This window comes from Microbacterium sp. UBA1612 (assembly GCF_002321605.1).
Taxonomy (GTDB): domain Bacteria; phylum Actinomycetota; class Actinomycetes; order Actinomycetales; family Microbacteriaceae; genus Microbacterium; species Microbacterium luteum.
In genome coordinates this window covers 59034-76569 of the sequence record NZ_DCMW01000023.1, presented here as the reverse complement: position 1 = coordinate 76569, position 17536 = coordinate 59034, and the positions used below count along the sequence as shown (strand labels likewise).

Sequence of the window (17536 nt, the reverse complement as noted above, 5' to 3'; positions counted from 1 at the left end):
TCTCCGCCGAGGCATCCGCGGCAGTAACGGGCCGCCCGCCCGCGCGACCGCGCGGGCGGCGGCTCACGCCAGGGGCGCATGCAGCCCCCGCGAGAGCCCGTTCGTCGGCTCCGGCACGGCGACCGTTCATCCGAACCTCATCCTCATCGTGCAGAACGCGGCCGCGCAGCGGTTGACGCCGGCCGCCGGGGGACTGGTGATCTTCGGCCAGACGCTCGGGGGTGCTGTCGGGGTCGCCCTCTCGGGCGTCGTGGTCGAACAGTTGAGCCGCAGCACGGTGACCGGCGCCGAACACAGCATCCCGACGCTCTACATCGCCTATGCGGCCGCATCGATCATCGCGTTCGCCGTCGTGCTTCGCATCCCCATCGCACCGCTGCGCGACACGATCGATCTCGTCGAGCCTCTTCCCGGCTGACGTCTGGCCCCTCTGCCCGGCGGTCCCACTCCGCCGGGCGTCCCGCTCCCCCGCGGGCAACCACGCGTCTCGGGCTCGACCGATCTCCCGGGCCCGCGCGCACGTGCCCGCGCCCACGTGCTTCCGCCGAGCCCTAACTCAGGCTGGAGCGGGTCAAATCAGGCGGGAGGCCCGAGGAGACCGGCCTCAGGCACCCCCAGCCTGAGTTGGTGCACGCGACCGGTGGTGACGTCGGTGAGGTGACGTCACGCCGCCGGTTGATTCAATGCCGTTGGGAAGCCGGCTCCTCGCGCCGACCCCCTGCAACCACACCCCGCTTCCTGACTCAGGCTGGAGGGGTCCAGACGCGGGTGGAGGCCCGAGTCCAGGGCGCGCGGACATCGTCCAGCCTGAGTTGGTGCGCGCGACCGGCCGGCCCGCCGCCTCCTTAATTCGTTGGAAACGCGGCGGTAACCCGACGAGGTCGCGTGACCGATAACGTTCCAGAGTTGGGCAGCGGAGTTCGGTGCATTCATTGGGGGAGCATCGGGCAGTGATGTTGTCCGCGTCATACGAGGTTGGGGACTCATGAAGACGAAACAACGGCGTCTGCTGTCGGCTGGGATCGCGGGAGCGCTGGTGATCGGCGGGATCAGCACCTGGTCCATCACAGCGGCCAACGCAGACAGCCTCTCCGGCTCGGTGTCGGTGGTGCTGGACTTCACAGACAAGGACACACCGACCGCGACGATCGTCTCGCAGAATCTGTCGTCCGTCACCGCATGGGGGGTCGCCGAGCTGTCGTACGGCAGCACCGTGAAGCGGTGGGGTCCCACGAAGTACGACGCGGGCGAGAGCCGCACCTACTACCACGAGATTCCCGGGTGCACGTGCGAACTCGCGGCCAGCGCGACGGCCATCGCCTGGGGCTTCCACGAAGACGGCGACCGAGAGCCCGACTGGACGACCGGCGAGATGACCACCGCGGATCCGCGCGTCACCGTCATCGGATGCGACGGCCCAACGCCGACGCCCACTCCGACGCCGACCATTACGCCGACGCCCACGCCGACGCCGACGGTCACCCCGTCACCGACGCCGACGGTGACCCCGTCGCCGACGCCCACCGTCACGCCCTCCCCGTCGCCGACGGGATCGCCGACGGACACACCGACACCCGACCCGACAGCAACTCCGGCGGCAGCCACCGGGCAGCTCCCGGCGACGGGCGGCGTGATCGGATGGACCCTCGGGCTCGGAGCGCTCGGTGCCGCGGCTGTCGGCACCGGAGTGTGGCTGCGTCGTCATCGGCGGGCTTGACGCCCGGTATCCATCGCGCTTGGCGCAGGAATAGCACAGCGAACGTCGAGGAATCCCCGGTGCGTCCGTTCGGCATCGACCGACGGCGCACCCGCTGGCTAGCCTCGAAGGCGCGGGTGCTCTGAGCCGCCACGCTGGAACGTTCACCAATCTGGGGGGATCATGAACGCTCGCCGACGCACGCTGTATGCGCCGCGGCAGTCCCGACCACTGACGCCGTGGTGGCGCCAGGAGGTCGGTGGCCTGCCGGTGTGGGCGATGATCGTGATCGTGCCGGTCGTGGCCGCCCTTGTCGGCTACACCGTCCTGAACATTCCGAGCTGACGGCGACGTCGCTCCGCCGAGCCGTGGTTCCGTCCCAACACGGTGCCCACGCGCGAGACCCCCGGATCATTCCGGGGGTCTCGTGTTCTCGTCAGAGAGCCGCCCAGATCGTGGCGAGTCGTGCCGCGTCGGGCATCGGGCAATTCGCGTCGTACCAGCCCTGCGGCAACGGCTGATCTGCGGCCGCATACGCGTCGTCGACTGTGAACTCGCCCGAAGCCGGCGTCGGCGGGGTGTGCGAGACCACCGTGTTCGATGCGCTCGCGAAGTTCCATCCGCGAATCGAACCCGCAATGAAGCTATCCGATGCCGTCGCATTGGTGACCGGATCCGTCGTCTTGCCCCACAGCGTGTTCTGCGCCGTCATCACATGCCGCCCGGCACCGATCGGGTAACGCCCCGTACCGCGGAGACCACCGATGAAGGCGGAGTGTGCGAGGCTCACCCCGCTCGTGCGCTCCATCATGAGCACCTGCGAACTGGATTGAAAGAAGACACTGTCCTCGAAACGAAGGTTGCGGATCCCGCCGCTCCCGCTTGATCGGCTCGCCTGGAACGTGTCGCAGTGCGAGCTCGATCCCGCCGCCTTGTAGGCCGGCGCGACGTAGCATCCGAGGAGCGAAACACCGTCGATCGAGTAGTTGTTCGCGATGCGGAACGCCATGCGATCCGTGTCGTCATCGACCTGATTCGGCAGCACGCACTCGACGAACTCGACCCCGCTCGTGTTCGCGTTGTTGGCGGTGATGTTCAGCTGACCGACCGTCGACCATGCCAGCGCGAAGTCCTGTGCGTCGCGCACGAGCACCGCTTGACCGCTGAAGTCGAAGCCCACGACCGAGATTCCCGAGACGCTCACGAACGCATAGCCACGACTGGATGCCTGCGCGATCGTGCCGCTGGCGGTGACCGTGCCCCAGCCGTCGCGCGGCACGACCAGCACGCGCCACGTGCGCCCGCCCGCGTTGATGCCGTGAAGCACGCCGTAGTCGGTCGAGCCCGCACCGTAGCCGTAATCGAACACTCCCGGCTTCACCGCGATCTTGATCTTGCCCTGCGGCTGCTGCTGGATGGCGTCGGCGATGGCGTTCTGGATGGTCCACCAGTTCGGCTCCACCTCGACGACGAGGTCGAAGGCGTCGCCTGGCTCAGGCGTGCGCGCCGGCCAGTGCGATCCGGCCGGGCCGTAAGCGCCCGTCGCCGAAGCCGGCGCCTCCGGCGCGGGTGTCGGCACGGGATCCGCCGGCACCTCACACGACGGATCGATCGTCGTCGCGCTCGCGCGACCCGGCATCATCGTCTGCGCGACGGCGAAGGCCGGCACGGCCAGCATTGCGGCGCGGAAAACGTCGCGCCGACCCCATTCACTCTTCATCGATTCCACGATCGCCCCAACTCGTCGTCGAACACTGTTGGGAAAAGGAGTACACCAGTGGGGCTGGTGGGACAAGGAAGTTTTGCGCGAACGCGCCCGAGGGCCGCCGATCGAGCCAGATCAGACCAGTGCGGACCAGATCTGCAAGAGACGCGCCGCGTCGGGCATCGGGCAGTTCGCTTCGTACCACTCCTGGCCGAGGACAACGTCCTGATCGCCGTACGTCGCGTTATCGACGACGAACGAGCCGGTTGACGGCGCCGGCGGAGTCACGTCGGTCGTGACGGTGTCGGTCACGCTGTCAAACTGCCATGACTGGCGGATGGAACCGAGAACCAGACCCTCGCTCGCCGTCACACCTGTCACGAGGTCTCCCTGGGAGGCCGGTTGCCCCCACAGGGTGTTCTCACCCTCGATGAGATGAAGACCGTCCGCGATCGGATAGCGGCCGGTACCCCGAAGGCCACCGATGAAGGCGCTGCGCACCAGCGACACTCCCTGCGTGTGCTCGGCCATGACCACCGCGGAGCTCGACGCGAAGAGGACCGAGTCCTCGATGCTGATGCCACTCACGTTGCCCGCACCGGACGACCGGCTTGTCTGAAGCGTGTCGCAGTGCGCCGAGGAGCCTGCCACCTTGTAGGCCGGTGCCACGTAACAGCCGCGCATACTCACGCCGGAGGCGGAGTAGTCGTTTGCCACACGCACGGCCATCCGGTCTACGCCGTTGTCAGTGAGGTCGGGCAGCACGCATTCCACCATCTCCACATCGGACAACCCTTCGTGGGCGTTGGAGGTGGCGTTCAGACGGCCGAAGGTGGACCAGCCGATGGCGAAGTCCCGGCAGTTGCGCACCAGCACGCCCGTCGCACGGAAATCAACCCCGATCATCGCGACGCCGGCAAGGTTCACGATCGCATAGCCGGCGCCGTCGGCGATCGTTCCGACGCCGGCCACAGAACCCCAGCCGTCGCGCGGGGTGACCAGAACGCGCCAATCGCGGCCCACCGAACCGACGTCGTGGAGATCACCGGCCCTCGTGGAGCCCGAACCACCGCCGGCAGCGAAGGTGCCGGGGCGCACGAGGACCTTGACCTTGCTCGTCGGGTCCGCGGCGGCGATCGCCGCGCCGATCTGACCCCAGTCGGGGTCGACCTCGACAACCGAGTCGAACGCGTCATGCACCCAGGGAGTGCGGGTGGGCCAGTGGGAGCCGTCGGGACCGAAGAAGCCGCTGGGGGCGTTCAGCTGCGGTGCCGGCTCGAAGAGCTCCACGGTTGCGCCGCCGCCGCCGGCCTCCAGCGGAAGCGAGGCGGTGAGGGTTGCGGTGCGGTCGACGTCGCTGCCCAGCGCACTCGTGACGATGTACACGGTGAAGGACGACATGGCGTTGCCATCGCCCAGCACGATGACCGCGTCAGCGCCCGAGTATTCGATGCTTCCCGGCAGAGCCGGTTCGGTCAGCACGGTCTCGGCGGTCGGCGTGAACCCCGCTGCCGAGAAGATATAGGTGCCGGCCGGAAGAGCGCCACCCTCGACCGTCTCCACCCGCAACGCGGGGTACTCCCCGACGGTGTCCACCGAGGCGGTGGACGGTGTCACGGTGGGTGAGACCGTCATCGCCGGAACGACCGTCGTCGAGACGATGACCGGTGCCGCCCAGGCGCCGGCTTTCAAGAGTGTGCGTCGGTCCATACCGATGCCTGACAGTTCCACGATCGCCCCAAATCGGTCGTCGGATGTAGGTGCTGCACGCGAAACCCTAGAGGAACACTGCGCCGAATCTCGGTACATTCTCCCGGTGAAACGCGGAATTCACATTGACAGCGCCGTCGGCGCCTGATCAGACGCTCGTCGTCACCACGTATGCTGGAGGCCGTGCCTGCTCCATCCCGTTCCACTCGCACCCCGCGTGGGCGGGCGGCACAGCCGGCAAGGCGTTGTACCGTCGCTCTCATCCATCCGGCAAGGAGGCCGTGATGCGAAAGGGAACCGTGATCGCCGTACTGCTGACTCTCGTCGTGCTCGCCGCCGTCGCCACGGGCATCGTGCGACGACTCGACATCGACGCGCTCCGCGAGCGCGAGCTCGACGACTGGGCCGAGTCCGCATCCCGCTGAGTCACGTTCGGCACGCTAGAGTGCCGGAAAACACGAATGGGGACTCGTGGAACTCCGTGACTACCTGCGCATTCTGCGCGCGCACTGGATGGGCGTCGCGCTGCTGACGATCCTCGGACTCGCCGTCGCGCTCGGGTGGAGCCTCCTTCAGCCGCGCATGTACACCGCGAGCACCAGCGGGTACGTCACCGCACAGGAGTACGCACAGAGTTCCGGCGGTGGATCGCCGCTCGTCGGCGACCAGCTCGCCCGCAGCAAGGTCACCTCATACCTCGACATGGGCACGTGGCGGGTCGTCGCGGAGTATGCGATCGACGAGCTCGGGCTGGAGACGGCCCCGGAATCGCTCGTGCACCGCGTCGACGTCTCGAACCCGCTCGACACCGTCGTCATCCACGTCGACGCCACGGCCTCGTCCCCCGAGGCGGCCCGCGATCTCGCCGAGGCCTGGATCCGCGGAATGACCGCCGCGATCGACCAGATCGAGGGCGACGGCACCCCCGGGTCCGCCGCCGTCACCCTCATCCCCGGCGACTCCGCCGTGCTCCCGACCTCGCCATCGTCGCCGAACATCGAACTCAACGTCGCCCTCGGCGGACTCATCGGCCTCGCCCTCGGCATCGGGTATGCAGTGCTGCGCAGCGTGCTCGACCGCCGCGTGCGATCGGCCGACGACATCGAGCGCGAAACCGGCGCATCCGTGGTGGGCACCCTCCCCCTCGAGCGCGACCTCGACAATCACCGCGAGGTGCTCTCGTTCGCCACACCCGACGCCCGCGCACCCCGCACGGCGCTCACCGAAGCGATGCGCGAATTGCGCACCAACCTGCGCTTCATGGACGTCGACAACCCCCCGCGCTCGATCGTCGTGACCAGTCCCCTGCCCGGTGACGGCAAGTCGACGACGGCGGCGAACCTCGCGATGAGCCTCGCCGCCGCCGGCGAGCGCGTCGCCTTCGTCGACGCCGATCTCCGGCGCCCCGTCGTCGCGGGGCTGTTCGGGCTGCCGGAGGGCGCCGGCCTCACCGACGTGCTCTCAGGCCGGGCGCGCGTGCAGGATGTCGCCCACACCGTCGGCGCCGACCGCAACCTGCTCGTGCTGCCGGCCGGGCGCATCCCGCCGAACCCGAGCGAGGTTCTCGGCTCGCAGCGCATGCGAGAGCTGGTCGAGATGCTCACCACGCACGGGCTGGTCATCATCGACACCCCACCGACCCTGCTCGTCAGCGATGCGGCCGTGCTCAGCGCCTCGACCGACGGCGCCCTCGTCGTCGTCTCGGCCGGGCGCAGCACGTTCGAGATGCTGGAGAAATCCCTTGAGAACATCTCGCGCGTCAACGGTCGGGTGCTCGGGGTCGTGCTCAACAAGACGCCGCGGCGGCGCGGCGCGCAGGACTACTACGGCTACGCCCCGGCGACCGGCACCGAGCCCGAGAACGCGTCAGCAGCTCCCCACGGCTGGACGGTCGTCAGTGGGGTGGGTGGCGCCGCACCGCGCCCGGATCGCCGCCCCGGCGTGTAAACGTCATGTGACGGACGGCGGCGCCCCGTCCACCCGGGGGTACTGTCAGCCCTGTGCAGCCGACGTCTCTCCGCCGCCGGTCGCGGCGATTCCCCGCCACCGCTGTCCGCGGGGCGATCGTCGTGGGGGCGGTGATGAGCGTGATGACTCTGGCCGGGTGCGCGGACACCCCGCCACCCGAGCCCACGCCGACGCTGAGCAGCGCACCGACGACCCCGCCGGTCGACACGAGCAGTGTGCGGACGCTCATCGACAGCGAGCGCTCGACACCCGACCTCGTCGTGGGTGAACCGGCTGAGCCCGTCGGTGGGGAGAGCGCGGTGCAGGTGTCATACGACAGTGGCGGCGCGAACGTCACCGGCGTGCTCCGCATCCCCGACGCGGACGGACCGGTTCCGATCGTCGTCGTGGTGCACGGCAGCGTCGACCCGGAGGACTACGAGACCGGGCGCGATCTCGTGCCGGAACAGCGAGCGCTGCTCGACGCCGGATTCGCCGTCTTCGCCACCGACATGCGCGGCTATGCCGGATCCGACTCGGCCGACACCGCAGCGAACCTCACCATCGATCCGGGCTTCGGCTGGTCGACGGTGCTCGACTGGGGCATGGCGCTCGATGTCGTGAACGCGCTCGAGATCGCCCGAAGCGGGCAGATCGACGGCGTCGATCCCGATGCCGTCGGTCTGCTGGGGCATTCCCTCGGCGGTCTTCTCGCTCTGGATGCGGCCGTGATCTCGCCGGGCGCGTCGGACCTGGTCATCGCGATGAGCGCACCGGCATCCGACCTCGGTGAAGCCCTGGGTCAGGTCGCCGAAGACGACCCCGACCTCGCGGACGAACTCGCCGCCGAGGGCATCGGCCTGCCGGCCGAGGACCCGGAGTACTGGGCCGACATCTCACCGGCGACGTTCTTCGACCGAGCGACCGAGCCGCTGCTGCTGCTGCACGGATCGGCCGACGACGTCGCTCCGGCGGAGTGGGCGCAGCGGACGGCGGATGCGTGGACCACGGCAGGAGGCACCGCCGAGGTGGTGGTGCTCGACGACGGCGATCACCACCTGGAGCCTCGACGCGGCGAGGGTGACGACATCATCGTGGCAGCGTTCGACGCCGTGCTGCGCTGACCTGCGGTCGGGCAGAAATCCGTCACGTGTCCGTCATGAAACGATCACGTGACGAACAGGTGCCCCCGACGCTCGGCGGTCTACGCTGAACCCAGCGATGCTGCTTGGGGAAGCATCGCTTTCTTGTGCCAGTGGGGAGGCGCATATGGATCGGCCGCGCATTGCGGTGATCGTTCGGTACGGACTGAATCCGAACGCCTGGGAAGAGCGCCATCGGCGCGGTGAGGTCGCGGACAGAACGCCGTACGGATACCACCTCGCCGAGTCGGCCTTCGACCTGGAATGGTCGACCGACCGCATCGAGGGCGCCACGGCCCGGTGGTGGCGCATGACCGCGAAACGCGTGCTCGGGTTCGACTTCATCCACGTGTGGCGCAACCGAGACGCGATCGCCCGGGCCGACGCGGTGTGGACGCACACCGAGCGGGAGCATCTCGCCGTCGCCCTCCTCAAGCTGCTGCGACCACGCCGCTACCGAGCCGCGAGCATCGCGCAGTCGGTCTGGCTGTGGGACCTGTGGCCCGAGCTGTCCGGCATCCGCACCCGCTTCTTCCGCCTCCTGCTGCGCCGGCACGCGGTCGAGGTGGTGCTGAGCCGCGTCAACCGCGACGACGCCCACCGCCTCGCACCCGGCCGTACGGTGCTGCGCGTTCCCTTCGGCACGCACTTCGCCGACGCGGGAGAGCCGGCCGAACGTGCCGAGCCCCGCGTCGTCGTCGTGGGAAACGACCGGCATCGTGACTGGGATCTCATGGCCGGTGCCGCCCGCGCGATGCCCGGCGTCGCGGTCGATGTCATCTCCCTGTCGGATGAGGTGCGCGCCCTCGACTGGGCCCCCAACGTCACCGTGCGAAGCCTTCGGCAGGCCGACCTGCTCCGCACGGTGTACCGCTCGGCGACCGTGGTCGCCCTGCCGCTGCACGAGAACCGGCACGCGTCCGGCTGCACCGTCGCGATCGAAGCCCTGTCCGCGGGTGTGCCCGTGGTGGCCACGGACGCCGGAGGCATCGACGAATACCTCGACGGCAGCGTGCACAGCACGCTCGTCCCCCGCGGCGACCTCGACGCGTTCACCGCCGCGATCGCCGTGCTCACGCGCGAGGGTGTCCGGGAGGAAACCTCCCTCCCCCGCCATCGCGGTCTCGGGGAGGCCGACTACATCGCACGGCTGGTCGCCATCACCCACGCCGTCCTCGCCGGGCGGCCCGTCGACCCGGCCGTCGAGGAGTTCCAGACGATGAGCAGCGCCGACGATCCGGAGCCGGCGCGATGACCGCCCTCGACCTGCTGCTGACGGCGCAGCGCACCAGAGACCTCGTCTTCAGCAAGCTCGCGGCGGGCGGCTTCGCGAGTTTCGGACCCGCATCCCGCATCCTGCTCCCCACACGCTTGTCCGGTGTGGCGAACGTGGCTGTCGGCGACCGCGTGCTCATCGGCGCCGGGTCGTGGCTCATCGTTCCCGAGCAGCGAGCACCTGGACCGAACATCGTCATCGGCGACCGCGTGCGCATGAATCAGACCTCGATATCGGGAGTGGAGCGCATCGACATCGAAGAGGGGGTCGCGATGGCGCGCGGCTGCTACATCTCCGACCACTCGCACGGCTTCGACGACCCCGACGCGTTCATCCGCGACCAGCCCCTCTCCCGCGTCGCCCCCGTGCGAATCAAGCGAGGCGCGTGGCTCGGGCAGAACTGCGTCGTCATGCCCGGCGTCACCATCGGTGCCGGCAGTGTCATCGGAGCCAACAGCGTCGTCACTCGAGACATCCCCGACCGCACCGTCGCCGCCGGAACTCCCGCACGAATCCTCAGGAGTCTGCCGTGACGCTTGCCGCATCCTCTCCCCTCCAGCCCGGCACGTCCCACCGGGCGCGCGACTTCGTCTTCACGTTCTCGTACGAGTCCTACGCCGACGCGCACAAGCGCGGGATGATGCGCCCGCCCGATCGCCTGGTGTCGACGCTCATCGACAGCCCCGAGGTGCGTCGTGTGCTCGTCGCCGATCCCTTCCGCTCGTGGATCACCAGCTGGGTGCGAGCGCTCGTCGACATCCGCCACCGGGCGCGCGAGACCGACAAGTTCCGGCACGTCAGCCCGATGCGCATCGCGCGCGCCGATCCGGTGCACGTCGATGACGTGGCCGCGGTGTACCGGGACTACGAGCGCATCGTGCGGCGCGCGGCGGAGGCTGCCCAACTCGAGCAGCCGGCGTTCGTGACGGCCAGTCCCCTCGTCGGCGGCTTCACCGACCTCGACTGGACCGGCGGCGCGCTCTACTACGCCCGCGACGACTGGCTGAGCTCCCCCGCGAGACGCCGTTACTGGCCGGCGTACCGCGAGGCCTACCGCCGCATCGCCGCCAGCGGGCGCGCGGTCGCCGCCGTCTCGCAGGAGATCATCGACCGCATCGAGCCAACGGGGCCGCACCGGGTCGTCCCCAACGGAATCGAGCCGCGGGAATGGCTCGGTGCGCAGCCGACGGCACCGGACTGGCTCGCCCGCATCCCGGGCCCCCGCGCGGCCTACCTCGGCACCCTCGACTCCCGCCTCGACATCGACGGGCTCGAGACCCTCGCCGTCGCCCGACCCGATCTGCACATCGTGCTCATCGGCCCGGTGCCCGATCCGACGTACATCCGCTCGCTGCGCGGCCGACCCAACATCCACATCCGCGGTGAAGTGCGCCGTCACGAGGTCGTGGCGGTGCTCCGCAACGTGGAGCTGACACTTCTCGCCCACCGGCGCACGCCGCTGACCGAGGCCATGAGCCCGCTCAAGGTGTACGAATACCTCGCCGCCGGCAGACCGGTGCTCGCCACCGACCTGCGCCCCGTCCGCGGTCTCGGAGACCGAGTGCTCCTGGCCGAATCCGTATCCGACTTCGTCGACCTGCTGGATCCCGCACTGGGAATCGGGCTCCAGGAAGAACCGGCGAGAGCGTCGTACATCGCAGCCAATGCGTGGACGGCGCGACATCGAGAGATCTTGTCGCTCCTGGGCGGCTGATCACAACCGCTCCGACCATGTCAGGGCACGAAACTCTGGGGGTTTCACAATGAGTACTGGGGACGTCTTGCTCGTCTGTTCCGGCGGCGGCCATCTGCGCCAACTCGCCGGATTCGCCGAACGCCTGGGCTACCTGCCCGAGAACCAGGTGTGGGTGACCTTCCGCAACGCGCTCAGCGAGTCACTGCTCGAGGGCCGCCGCGTCATCTATGCGCCGTTCACGGCCCCGCGCGACGGCAAGAACTTCGCCAAGCTCGTCGCGATGTCGGGGTCGGTCTTCCGCCATCACCACTTCGTCGAGGCGGTGAGCACCGGGTCGAGTCCCGCTGTCGCCTTCCTGCCGCAGGCGGCGATGCGGGGCATCCCCACCCACTACATCGAAAGCGCCGCGCGCGCCGACGGACCGTCGATGACGGGGAAGATCATCGCGCGTGTGCCGCGCATCAAGACCTACACCCAGTACCCGGCGTGGGCCGACGAGAAGTGGCAGTACCGCGGGTCGATCTTCGACGAGTACGAGCCGGGACCCCGCGAGGTGACACCGCGGACGCCGCGACGGGCCGTCGTCTCCGTCGGAACGCAGGAGGGATACCCCTTCACCGCGATGATCGAGGCGATCGCGCCGCTCGTGGCCGACATGGACGAGGTGCTCTGGCAGACCGGCGACGCCGATGTGGCCGGACTCGACATCGATGCCCGCATCGGCGTGCCGCACGCGGAGCTGAAGGCCGCGATCCGAGACGCCGACGTCGTTCTCACGCATGCCGGCGTCGGGGCGGCACTCACCGCCCTGGAGGCAGGCAAGCACCCGATCCTCCTGCCACGACGCGCCGAGCAGCACGAGCACATCGACGGGCACCAGATGCAGGTGGCGCGGGAGCTCGATCGGCGCGGACTGGCCACCCTGCGGCTTCCGGATGCGCTGACCCGCGACGACATCGTCGAGGCGGCGCAGCGCTCCGTGCGGGTGACGACCCCGCCGCCGTTCTCGCTGCTCCCCACCGGCCGCGCCCGCGTGGGCGGCTGAGGAGGCCGATGGATTCCGGGAACCTCGACCGACGCACCTTCCTCAGGGGTGGCATGCTCCTTGCCGTCGGCGCCGCCGTGACCGCGTGCGCCCCGATGGACCCGCGGGTCGTCGTCTCGCCCACGCCGCTCCCGTCGTCACCGACACCGCTGCCGAGCGGCAGCAGCCGCCCGGGGACGACCGCGACCTTCGGGCCGAACGGCACGCACTATCCCGAAGAGCTGCCCTGGCTCGGTGACACCGCCGTGCACGAGCTCGAGGCGGAATGCGACTGGGTGGACATCGGCCGGCAGCTGCAGGGGCTCACGCCGCAGCAGGTGGCCGAGGGGGTCGTCATCCGTGTCGCCTCCGGAAGTCTCCCGGGAGACGGTGCCACGTCATCCGCACGCCCCGCCCTCGGCGGATTCGGCGACCCCGAGTGGACCCGCAACGTGCTCATCTGCCCCCGAGACGGCTTCGGCTCGATCACGGTCGCCGACGTCGGCATCCGCTTCGATCAGTGCTCCCGCCTCTCCCTGTTCGGCTTCGTCAGCGCCGGCAGCTTCGCCCTCACGCAGTGCACGAACATGCAGCTCGGCTGGAGTCGGTTCGCATCGGCGAACATCACCCGAGGCGGCGATGCACTGGCCTTCTACGAGCTCGTGCTCGGATTCCGGCAGAACCCGGAAGACACCGTCGGCATCCGCCCGACCGAGTCGTATGCCATGACGAACATCAGCCGCTACGGGTGCGTGTTCGGACCGTCGGTGAAGCCCGCCGACAGCGACGCGCACTGCGACACGGTGCAGCTGGAGGGAACCGGCGACGGCGAGTTCGGCCCGTTCCTCAGCGTGGACTGCGTCGACTACGGCTCGTCGAACGCCGCGATGCTGCTGCACGACCAGCTCGTGAGCGCGGAGTACGAGCACTGCATGATCCTCGGCGAACAGCTCCCGTGGCGCATCTACCCTTTGCAGCCCGGCGACTACGAGGGCACGCCGAACGCCTTCTCGGGCGGATGCCGCGACGTGCGCCTCACGGACTCCATCGTCGCCGGCGCCGTCGGGCGCATGGGGTTCACGGTCGTGGAGAACAGCACGCTCAGCTACCAACCCGTCGACTCGCAGCAGCCGAGCCAGAGCGGAGCCTGGAGCGTCGACACGGGCATCTCGGCGTGGAGCGCGAACGACATCATGTCCCGGCAGGACATCCCCGACTACGACGACGCCACGCTCGCCGGCATCTGGACCTGGTAGCGGCCGCCCTCACCGGTCGCGGCTGCGCAGGTCCCGGCGCAGGAGGCCGGCACCGGCCGCTGCCGTCGGTGCGGACGGTGCGGTCGGTTCCCCGGGCCGCGGGTGGGCACGGCCCTCCGGCTCCCGCCGCAGCGGCTCACTCTCCGCCGCCTCGGCGAAGGTCTGCGGCTCGATCGGCTCGAGCTCCTCCTCGAGGATCGCCTCCGCCTCCTCCTGCTGCTTCGGCGTCTTCGGCGCGCGCACGCGCCCCACGAACTCGAGGATGCGCGCGACGTCGCGGCGATAGCCCGGAAGGAGGAACAGCGGGGCGACGCACACGAGTGCGGCACCGCATCCGACCAGGATCTCGAGGATCGCCACCGGGCTCGGCACCAGCCGCGAGACGAAGTACGACGCGACGAACGCGACCATCGCCATGACGGCCGGGCGGAGGATCGGCAGCACGATGTCGCTGCCGCGCACGAAGGTGCCGCGGATCGCGAAGGCGAATCCGGGAACGAGCAGCAGCAGGCTCATCACCCCGTACGTGATGACCAGGCCGTTCAGGCCGCCCCACCAGATGCCGAACACGTAGCCGGCGATGATGAGCGGCCGGGCGACGAGGTCGTAGACGAACTGACGGTGCGAGTGCCCGAGCGAGATGTAGATCCAGGTTCGCAGGCGCCCGATCGCCTGCGCGAACCCGGCGATGGCGAGGAGGGTGAAGATCGTCGCGGCCGTCGACCAACCCGGACCGAGCAGCAGGAGCACGAGAGGCTGCGCGACACCCGCGGCGATCGCGTAGGTCGGAAGCGTCAGATATCCGATCACGAGCGCGGCGCTGCGGATGTAGCGACGATAGCGCTCGCCCTCGTCGCGGAGAGTGCTCAGCACCGGCAGCGCGACGCGCCCGAGCGGACCGTTCATCTGCTGCAGGGGCAGCAGGAACAGCGCATAGGCGCGGGAGTACTGGCCGAGAGCGGTCGGACCGAGAGTGGCGCCGATGATGACGTTGTCGAGGTTCTTCTCGGCGTAGCCGAGGAGCTCCGCCCCGAAGATGCTGCCGCCGGTGCCGAGCAGGGGCCACGTCTCCTTGACGATGCGGGGCGGGCCGAACCGCGGTCGCACGATCGCCCACAGCACCACCAGCCGCACGACGAACTGGGCGCCGGCCATGGCCACGAGCGCCCAGAACCCCCACCCGAGGAACGCCGTGACGATGCCGACGACCACGCCGAACGCCATCGTGGAGACATCGAGCGAGGCGAGCGTGCCGAAGCGCAGCTCTTTCGTCGCCCTCGCCTGCAGAGGCATCACGAGCCCGCTGAGAAAGACGCCCGGCGCCATCAGCAGCGTGATCTGCACCAGTCGCGGCTCGTTGTAGAGCGCCGCGATCAGGGGCGCGCACAGCGCGACGATGCCGGCGAGCACCATGCCGATCGCCGCGGACAGCCACAGCAGGCTCCGCCACACGCGTTCGCTGAGGTTCTGCGCTTGGATGATCGCGCCGGTCATGCCGAAATCGCGCACGAGCTCCGCGATCCCCATCACGGCGCCGACCATCGCGATCAGACCGAAGTCCGCCGGGGTGAGCAGCCGGGCCAGCACGATCGTCGAGATCATCTGGAGTCCCGCTCGACCCCACAGCCCCCCCATCGTCAGGAGGATGCCCCGGCTCGCCTTCTGCGCGAGATTCGCCGTGCTCATGCCGCACCCACGCGCGTGGTGTCATCCCGCGTCCAGGCGATCTCGGCACGACGGGCGAGGAGTCTTCGCGCTCGTCGGTGCGCGGTCAGGTAGACGCCGGCGTACACGGCGAAGCCGACCCAGAGGCCCGGACGCCGCCACACACGGCCCACGAGCGCCCTCGCACCGGTCGATCCCGGCGGCGGCGCGAGATCCGGGAAGCTCTCGGCGAGCTGGCGGTTGCCCGCCGCGATCCGCGTGTTCCGTCCGATGAGAGCACGCACCGTCGCGGGCGCGTCGACGCAGAAGTCGAGGTCGCGCGGAGTCAGCCGCTCCTCCGGAGCGAACAGCCGCTGGATGAAGAGGTCGTCGGCGATCACATCCGGAAAGCGGTCGAAGCGGCTTCGCGCCGCCGCGGTCAGCATGTAGACGCCGGATCCGATGTGCCCGCTCGCCCGGTAGTCGGTGAGCGCCCACACCCGGTAGTACTGTCGCACCCACCACGAGCGAGACGGGGTCACCTGCATGGCCGGCGCCGCCACGAAGAGCGTCGCGTCGGCCTCGAGGCGGGCGGCAAGCGTCGCCAGGTCTTCGCCCGAGACCCGCACGTCGGCGTCGACGAACGCCACCGGATAGCGCACGACGGCGTCGCTCCCGAGGTTGAGTGCGGCGATCTTCGACGCCGAGCCGGTCTCCACCACGCGCACGCGGGGGTCGACGGCGAGCGCTCGCGACACCGTCTCGTCGGAGCAGCCGTTGGCCGCGACGATCACGTCGATGTCGTCGGCAGCGGAATCGAGGAGCCCGCGCAGTGCCCGGGCGATGACCGCCTCCTCGTTGTGCGCCGGGATCACGACGCTCAGCGCGGTCATCCGGCGACCCGAGCCTCGAGCGCCGTCGCGTCGCGGGTGGTCGTCTCCCGCGCGTCCTTGCTATCGGTCATCGCCCACGCCGCGACCCCGTAGAGGATGCTCAGCAGCAGCAGCGTCTGCATGAAGGCGAAGGCGTCGTAGAAGAACATCGCCGTGGCGTACCCGACGGTCGATGTCGCGATCGCGAAGGTGAGGAAGCGACGGCTCTCGGGAGCGGATGAGCGAAGCGTGAAGCGCATCATCACGAACACCGGCCAGACGAACAGGGCGATCAGCCCGACGATGCCGAGCACGCCGGCTTCCAGCAGCGTTCCGAGCCACTGGTTGTCGAGGATCTGGGCGTTGGCATCGTCGCCCACGACGATGCGACTTCCGACGCCGGTCCCTGCGAGGGGGTACTGCGCGAACTCGTCGAAGGCATCGGGAAGGTCGGCCAGTCGACCCTGCCCGGCCATGCCGGGGCTCGTCAGCTGCGAGGCGATCACCCCCTCGATGTCGAACAGCGACAGCACCATGGTCTCGACCAGCTGCGGCAGGACGAGCCCCACCACCACCAGCAGCGGCAATCCGATCACCACGAGGATTCCGGCGAGCTTCGGCCGGAACACCAGGAGGAAGAGGAACATCACCCCGAGGGTGACCACGCCCGTGCGCGAGACCGCGGAGAGCATCCCGACCAGCATCGCGCCGATCGCCGCCGTGTAGACGAGCCTGCGGGTGAAGGTGAACCGGGGCCACGGGCTGAATCTCATCAGGTAGATCGCCAGCGGAATGATCATGCAGAACAGCACCGCGAGGGCGATCGGATGCTGCGACGAGGCGTACGCCCTCCCCCCGCCGGCGCGGAGCGATTCGGCGTCGTCGCGCAGGATCGTCAGCGGCAGGAACTGGTGGAGCATGAGGAAGATGTTCTGCCGCGTCAGGCGCTCGACGAAGGCGAAGAAGCCGACGAACGCACCGGCGAAGACGATGACGTTGAGCAGGATCATCGTCACGAGCTCCGTCGAGAGCATTTGACGCGTCAGCACGATCACCGACAGCAGGAAGGCGAGCTGGAAGATGTTCGCGAAGCCGCCCGAGATGAGTTCGGTCTCCGTGAGGGTCACGGCGTTGACCATGAGCGAGGCGAACATCGCCCACAGGAAGATCGCGATGGGCCACCCCCACACGACCGGCTTGAGAGACGAGGCCCCTCGCCGGAAGATCGAGACGGCGAGCGCGATGAGCAGGCCGGCGATGAGCACCCGGTACGGCTCGAGGGCGAAGCCCACCTGGATCGGGAGGGCGTAGCGACGAATCGGGACGAAGAGCACGACCGCCGTGAGCACGAAGAGCATCGTGGTCCAGTTGAAGAAGCCGCGGCGCACCACGAACAGTCCCGCGACGACGAGCAGCACCCCGCCGATGATGAGCGGATCGAGGAAGAGCACCGCCACGATCACGACCGCTCCGACCGCTACCGCGAGCACGACGTCCCAGGGCCTGGTGCCCCGCTTCGGAGTGCTCGGCGTGAACGAGTGCGCGGTGGTCTGAGAGTCGACCGACAC

At 69.3% G+C, this 17536-nt stretch carries 15 protein-coding genes and 1 pseudogene; 11 read left to right on the top strand and 5 right to left on the bottom strand.

The window, feature by feature from the left end:
* Positions 1 to 148 precede the first annotated feature (148 nt).
* The 3 genes from B3S45_RS10080 (at position 149) to B3S45_RS10070 (ending at position 2041) form a co-directional block, all read left to right on the top strand.
* Entirely contained in the window at positions 149 to 418 is a 270-nt protein-coding gene (locus tag B3S45_RS10080) for a hypothetical protein (protein WP_286720345.1), read from the top strand.
* A gap of 567 nt (positions 419 to 985) precedes the next feature.
* Positions 986 to 1717 (top strand): hypothetical protein, encoded by a 732-nt coding sequence (locus tag B3S45_RS10075; protein WP_286720342.1) that lies wholly within the window; start codon positions 986 to 988, stop codon positions 1715 to 1717.
* A 162-nt stretch (positions 1718 to 1879) separates the two neighbouring features.
* Entirely contained in the window at positions 1880 to 2041 is a 162-nt protein-coding gene (locus B3S45_RS10070) for a hypothetical protein (RefSeq protein ID WP_286720340.1), read from the top strand.
* A gap of 91 nt (positions 2042 to 2132) precedes the next feature.
* Here B3S45_RS10070 and B3S45_RS10065 read toward each other — a convergent pair whose 3' ends face one another.
* A complete protein-coding gene (locus tag B3S45_RS10065; RefSeq protein WP_286720338.1) occupies positions 2133 to 3416 on the bottom strand; it encodes a hypothetical protein in 1284 nt (427 codons plus the stop codon).
* Between the two features lie 120 nt (positions 3417 to 3536).
* Entirely contained in the window at positions 3537 to 5111 is a 1575-nt protein-coding gene (locus tag B3S45_RS10060; protein ID WP_286720335.1) for a hypothetical protein, read from the bottom strand.
* Positions 5112 to 5395: 284 nt separating this feature from the next.
* On the opposite strand from B3S45_RS10060, the gene B3S45_RS10055 reads away from it, so the two are divergent.
* From B3S45_RS10055 to B3S45_RS10020, 8 genes and pseudogenes are all read left to right on the top strand, one after another.
* The gene (locus B3S45_RS10055) at positions 5396 to 5536 is read left to right on the top strand and encodes a hypothetical protein (RefSeq protein ID WP_286720332.1); all 141 of its coding nucleotides are present in this window, start codon (positions 5396 to 5398) and stop codon (positions 5534 to 5536) included.
* 46 nt (positions 5537 to 5582) lie between these two features.
* Complete coding sequence (locus tag B3S45_RS10050; protein WP_286720329.1) at positions 5583 to 7058, top strand: polysaccharide biosynthesis tyrosine autokinase; 1476 nt, start codon at positions 5583 to 5585, stop codon at positions 7056 to 7058.
* A 53-nt stretch (positions 7059 to 7111) separates the two neighbouring features.
* Positions 7112 to 8182, top strand: a complete 1071-nt coding sequence (locus B3S45_RS10045) for an alpha/beta hydrolase family protein (protein ID WP_286720326.1) — start codon at positions 7112 to 7114, stop codon at positions 8180 to 8182.
* 145 nt (positions 8183 to 8327) lie between these two features.
* Positions 8328 to 9455, top strand: coding sequence for a glycosyltransferase (locus B3S45_RS10040; RefSeq protein WP_286720323.1), 1128 nt, complete (start codon positions 8328 to 8330; stop codon positions 9453 to 9455).
* A 407-nt stretch (positions 9456 to 9862) separates the two neighbouring features.
* Positions 9863 to 9950 (top strand): annotated as a pseudogene (locus tag B3S45_RS14665) (DapH/DapD/GlmU-related protein); the annotation flags it as partial.
* Between the two features lie 55 nt (positions 9951 to 10005).
* A complete protein-coding gene (locus tag B3S45_RS10030) occupies positions 10006 to 11190 on the top strand; it encodes a glycosyltransferase (protein WP_286720319.1) in 1185 nt (394 codons plus the stop codon).
* Between the two features lie 49 nt (positions 11191 to 11239).
* On the top strand, positions 11240 to 12217 hold the full coding sequence (locus B3S45_RS10025; protein ID WP_286720317.1) for a glycosyltransferase: 978 nt from the start codon (positions 11240 to 11242) through the stop codon (positions 12215 to 12217).
* Positions 12218 to 12225: 8 nt separating this feature from the next.
* Positions 12226 to 13452, top strand: a complete 1227-nt coding sequence (locus B3S45_RS10020) for a hypothetical protein (protein ID WP_286720315.1) — start codon at positions 12226 to 12228, stop codon at positions 13450 to 13452.
* A 9-nt stretch (positions 13453 to 13461) separates the two neighbouring features.
* On the opposite strand, the gene B3S45_RS10015 is transcribed toward B3S45_RS10020, so the two are convergent.
* From B3S45_RS10015 to B3S45_RS10005, 3 genes are read right to left on the bottom strand one after another with little or no spacing between them, the layout of a single operon-like run.
* Positions 13462 to 15138, bottom strand: a complete 1677-nt coding sequence (locus B3S45_RS10015) for a lipopolysaccharide biosynthesis protein (protein ID WP_286720312.1) — start codon at positions 15136 to 15138, stop codon at positions 13462 to 13464.
* Entirely contained in the window at positions 15135 to 15989 is an 855-nt protein-coding gene (locus B3S45_RS10010; protein WP_286720309.1) for a glycosyltransferase, read from the bottom strand. Before B3S45_RS10010 ends, B3S45_RS10015 begins: the two co-directional genes overlap by 4 nt.
* Positions 15986 to 17536, bottom strand: coding sequence for an O-antigen ligase family protein (locus B3S45_RS10005; RefSeq protein WP_286720306.1), 1551 nt, complete (start codon positions 17534 to 17536; stop codon positions 15986 to 15988). The genes B3S45_RS10010 and B3S45_RS10005 overlap by 4 nt, the downstream gene beginning before the upstream one ends.

What these genes read in the sequence shown, in the direction of transcription:
- B3S45_RS10075 (WP_286720342.1), top strand. Translation starts at nt 986, where the DNA reads ATGAAGACGAAACAACGGCGTCTGCTGTCGGCTGGGATCGCGGGAGCG.
- B3S45_RS10070 (WP_286720340.1), top strand. Translation starts at nt 1,880, where the DNA reads ATGAACGCTCGCCGACGCACGCTGTATGCGCCGCGGCAGTCCCGACCA.
- B3S45_RS10065 (WP_286720338.1), bottom strand. Translation starts at nt 3,416, where the DNA reads ATGAAGAGTGAATGGGGTCGGCGCGACGTTTTCCGCGCCGCAATGCTG.
- B3S45_RS10060 (WP_286720335.1), bottom strand. Translation starts at nt 5,111, where the DNA reads ATGGACCGACGCACACTCTTGAAAGCCGGCGCCTGGGCGGCACCGGTC.
- B3S45_RS10055 (WP_286720332.1), top strand. Translation starts at nt 5,396, where the DNA reads ATGCGAAAGGGAACCGTGATCGCCGTACTGCTGACTCTCGTCGTGCTC.
- B3S45_RS10040 (WP_286720323.1), top strand. Translation starts at nt 8,328, where the DNA reads ATGGATCGGCCGCGCATTGCGGTGATCGTTCGGTACGGACTGAATCCG.
- B3S45_RS10025 (WP_286720317.1), top strand. Translation starts at nt 11,240, where the DNA reads ATGAGTACTGGGGACGTCTTGCTCGTCTGTTCCGGCGGCGGCCATCTG.
- B3S45_RS10020 (WP_286720315.1), top strand. Translation starts at nt 12,226, where the DNA reads ATGGATTCCGGGAACCTCGACCGACGCACCTTCCTCAGGGGTGGCATG.
- B3S45_RS10015 (WP_286720312.1), bottom strand. Translation starts at nt 15,138, where the DNA reads ATGAGCACGGCGAATCTCGCGCAGAAGGCGAGCCGGGGCATCCTCCTG.
- B3S45_RS10010 (WP_286720309.1), bottom strand. Translation starts at nt 15,989, where the DNA reads ATGACCGCGCTGAGCGTCGTGATCCCGGCGCACAACGAGGAGGCGGTC.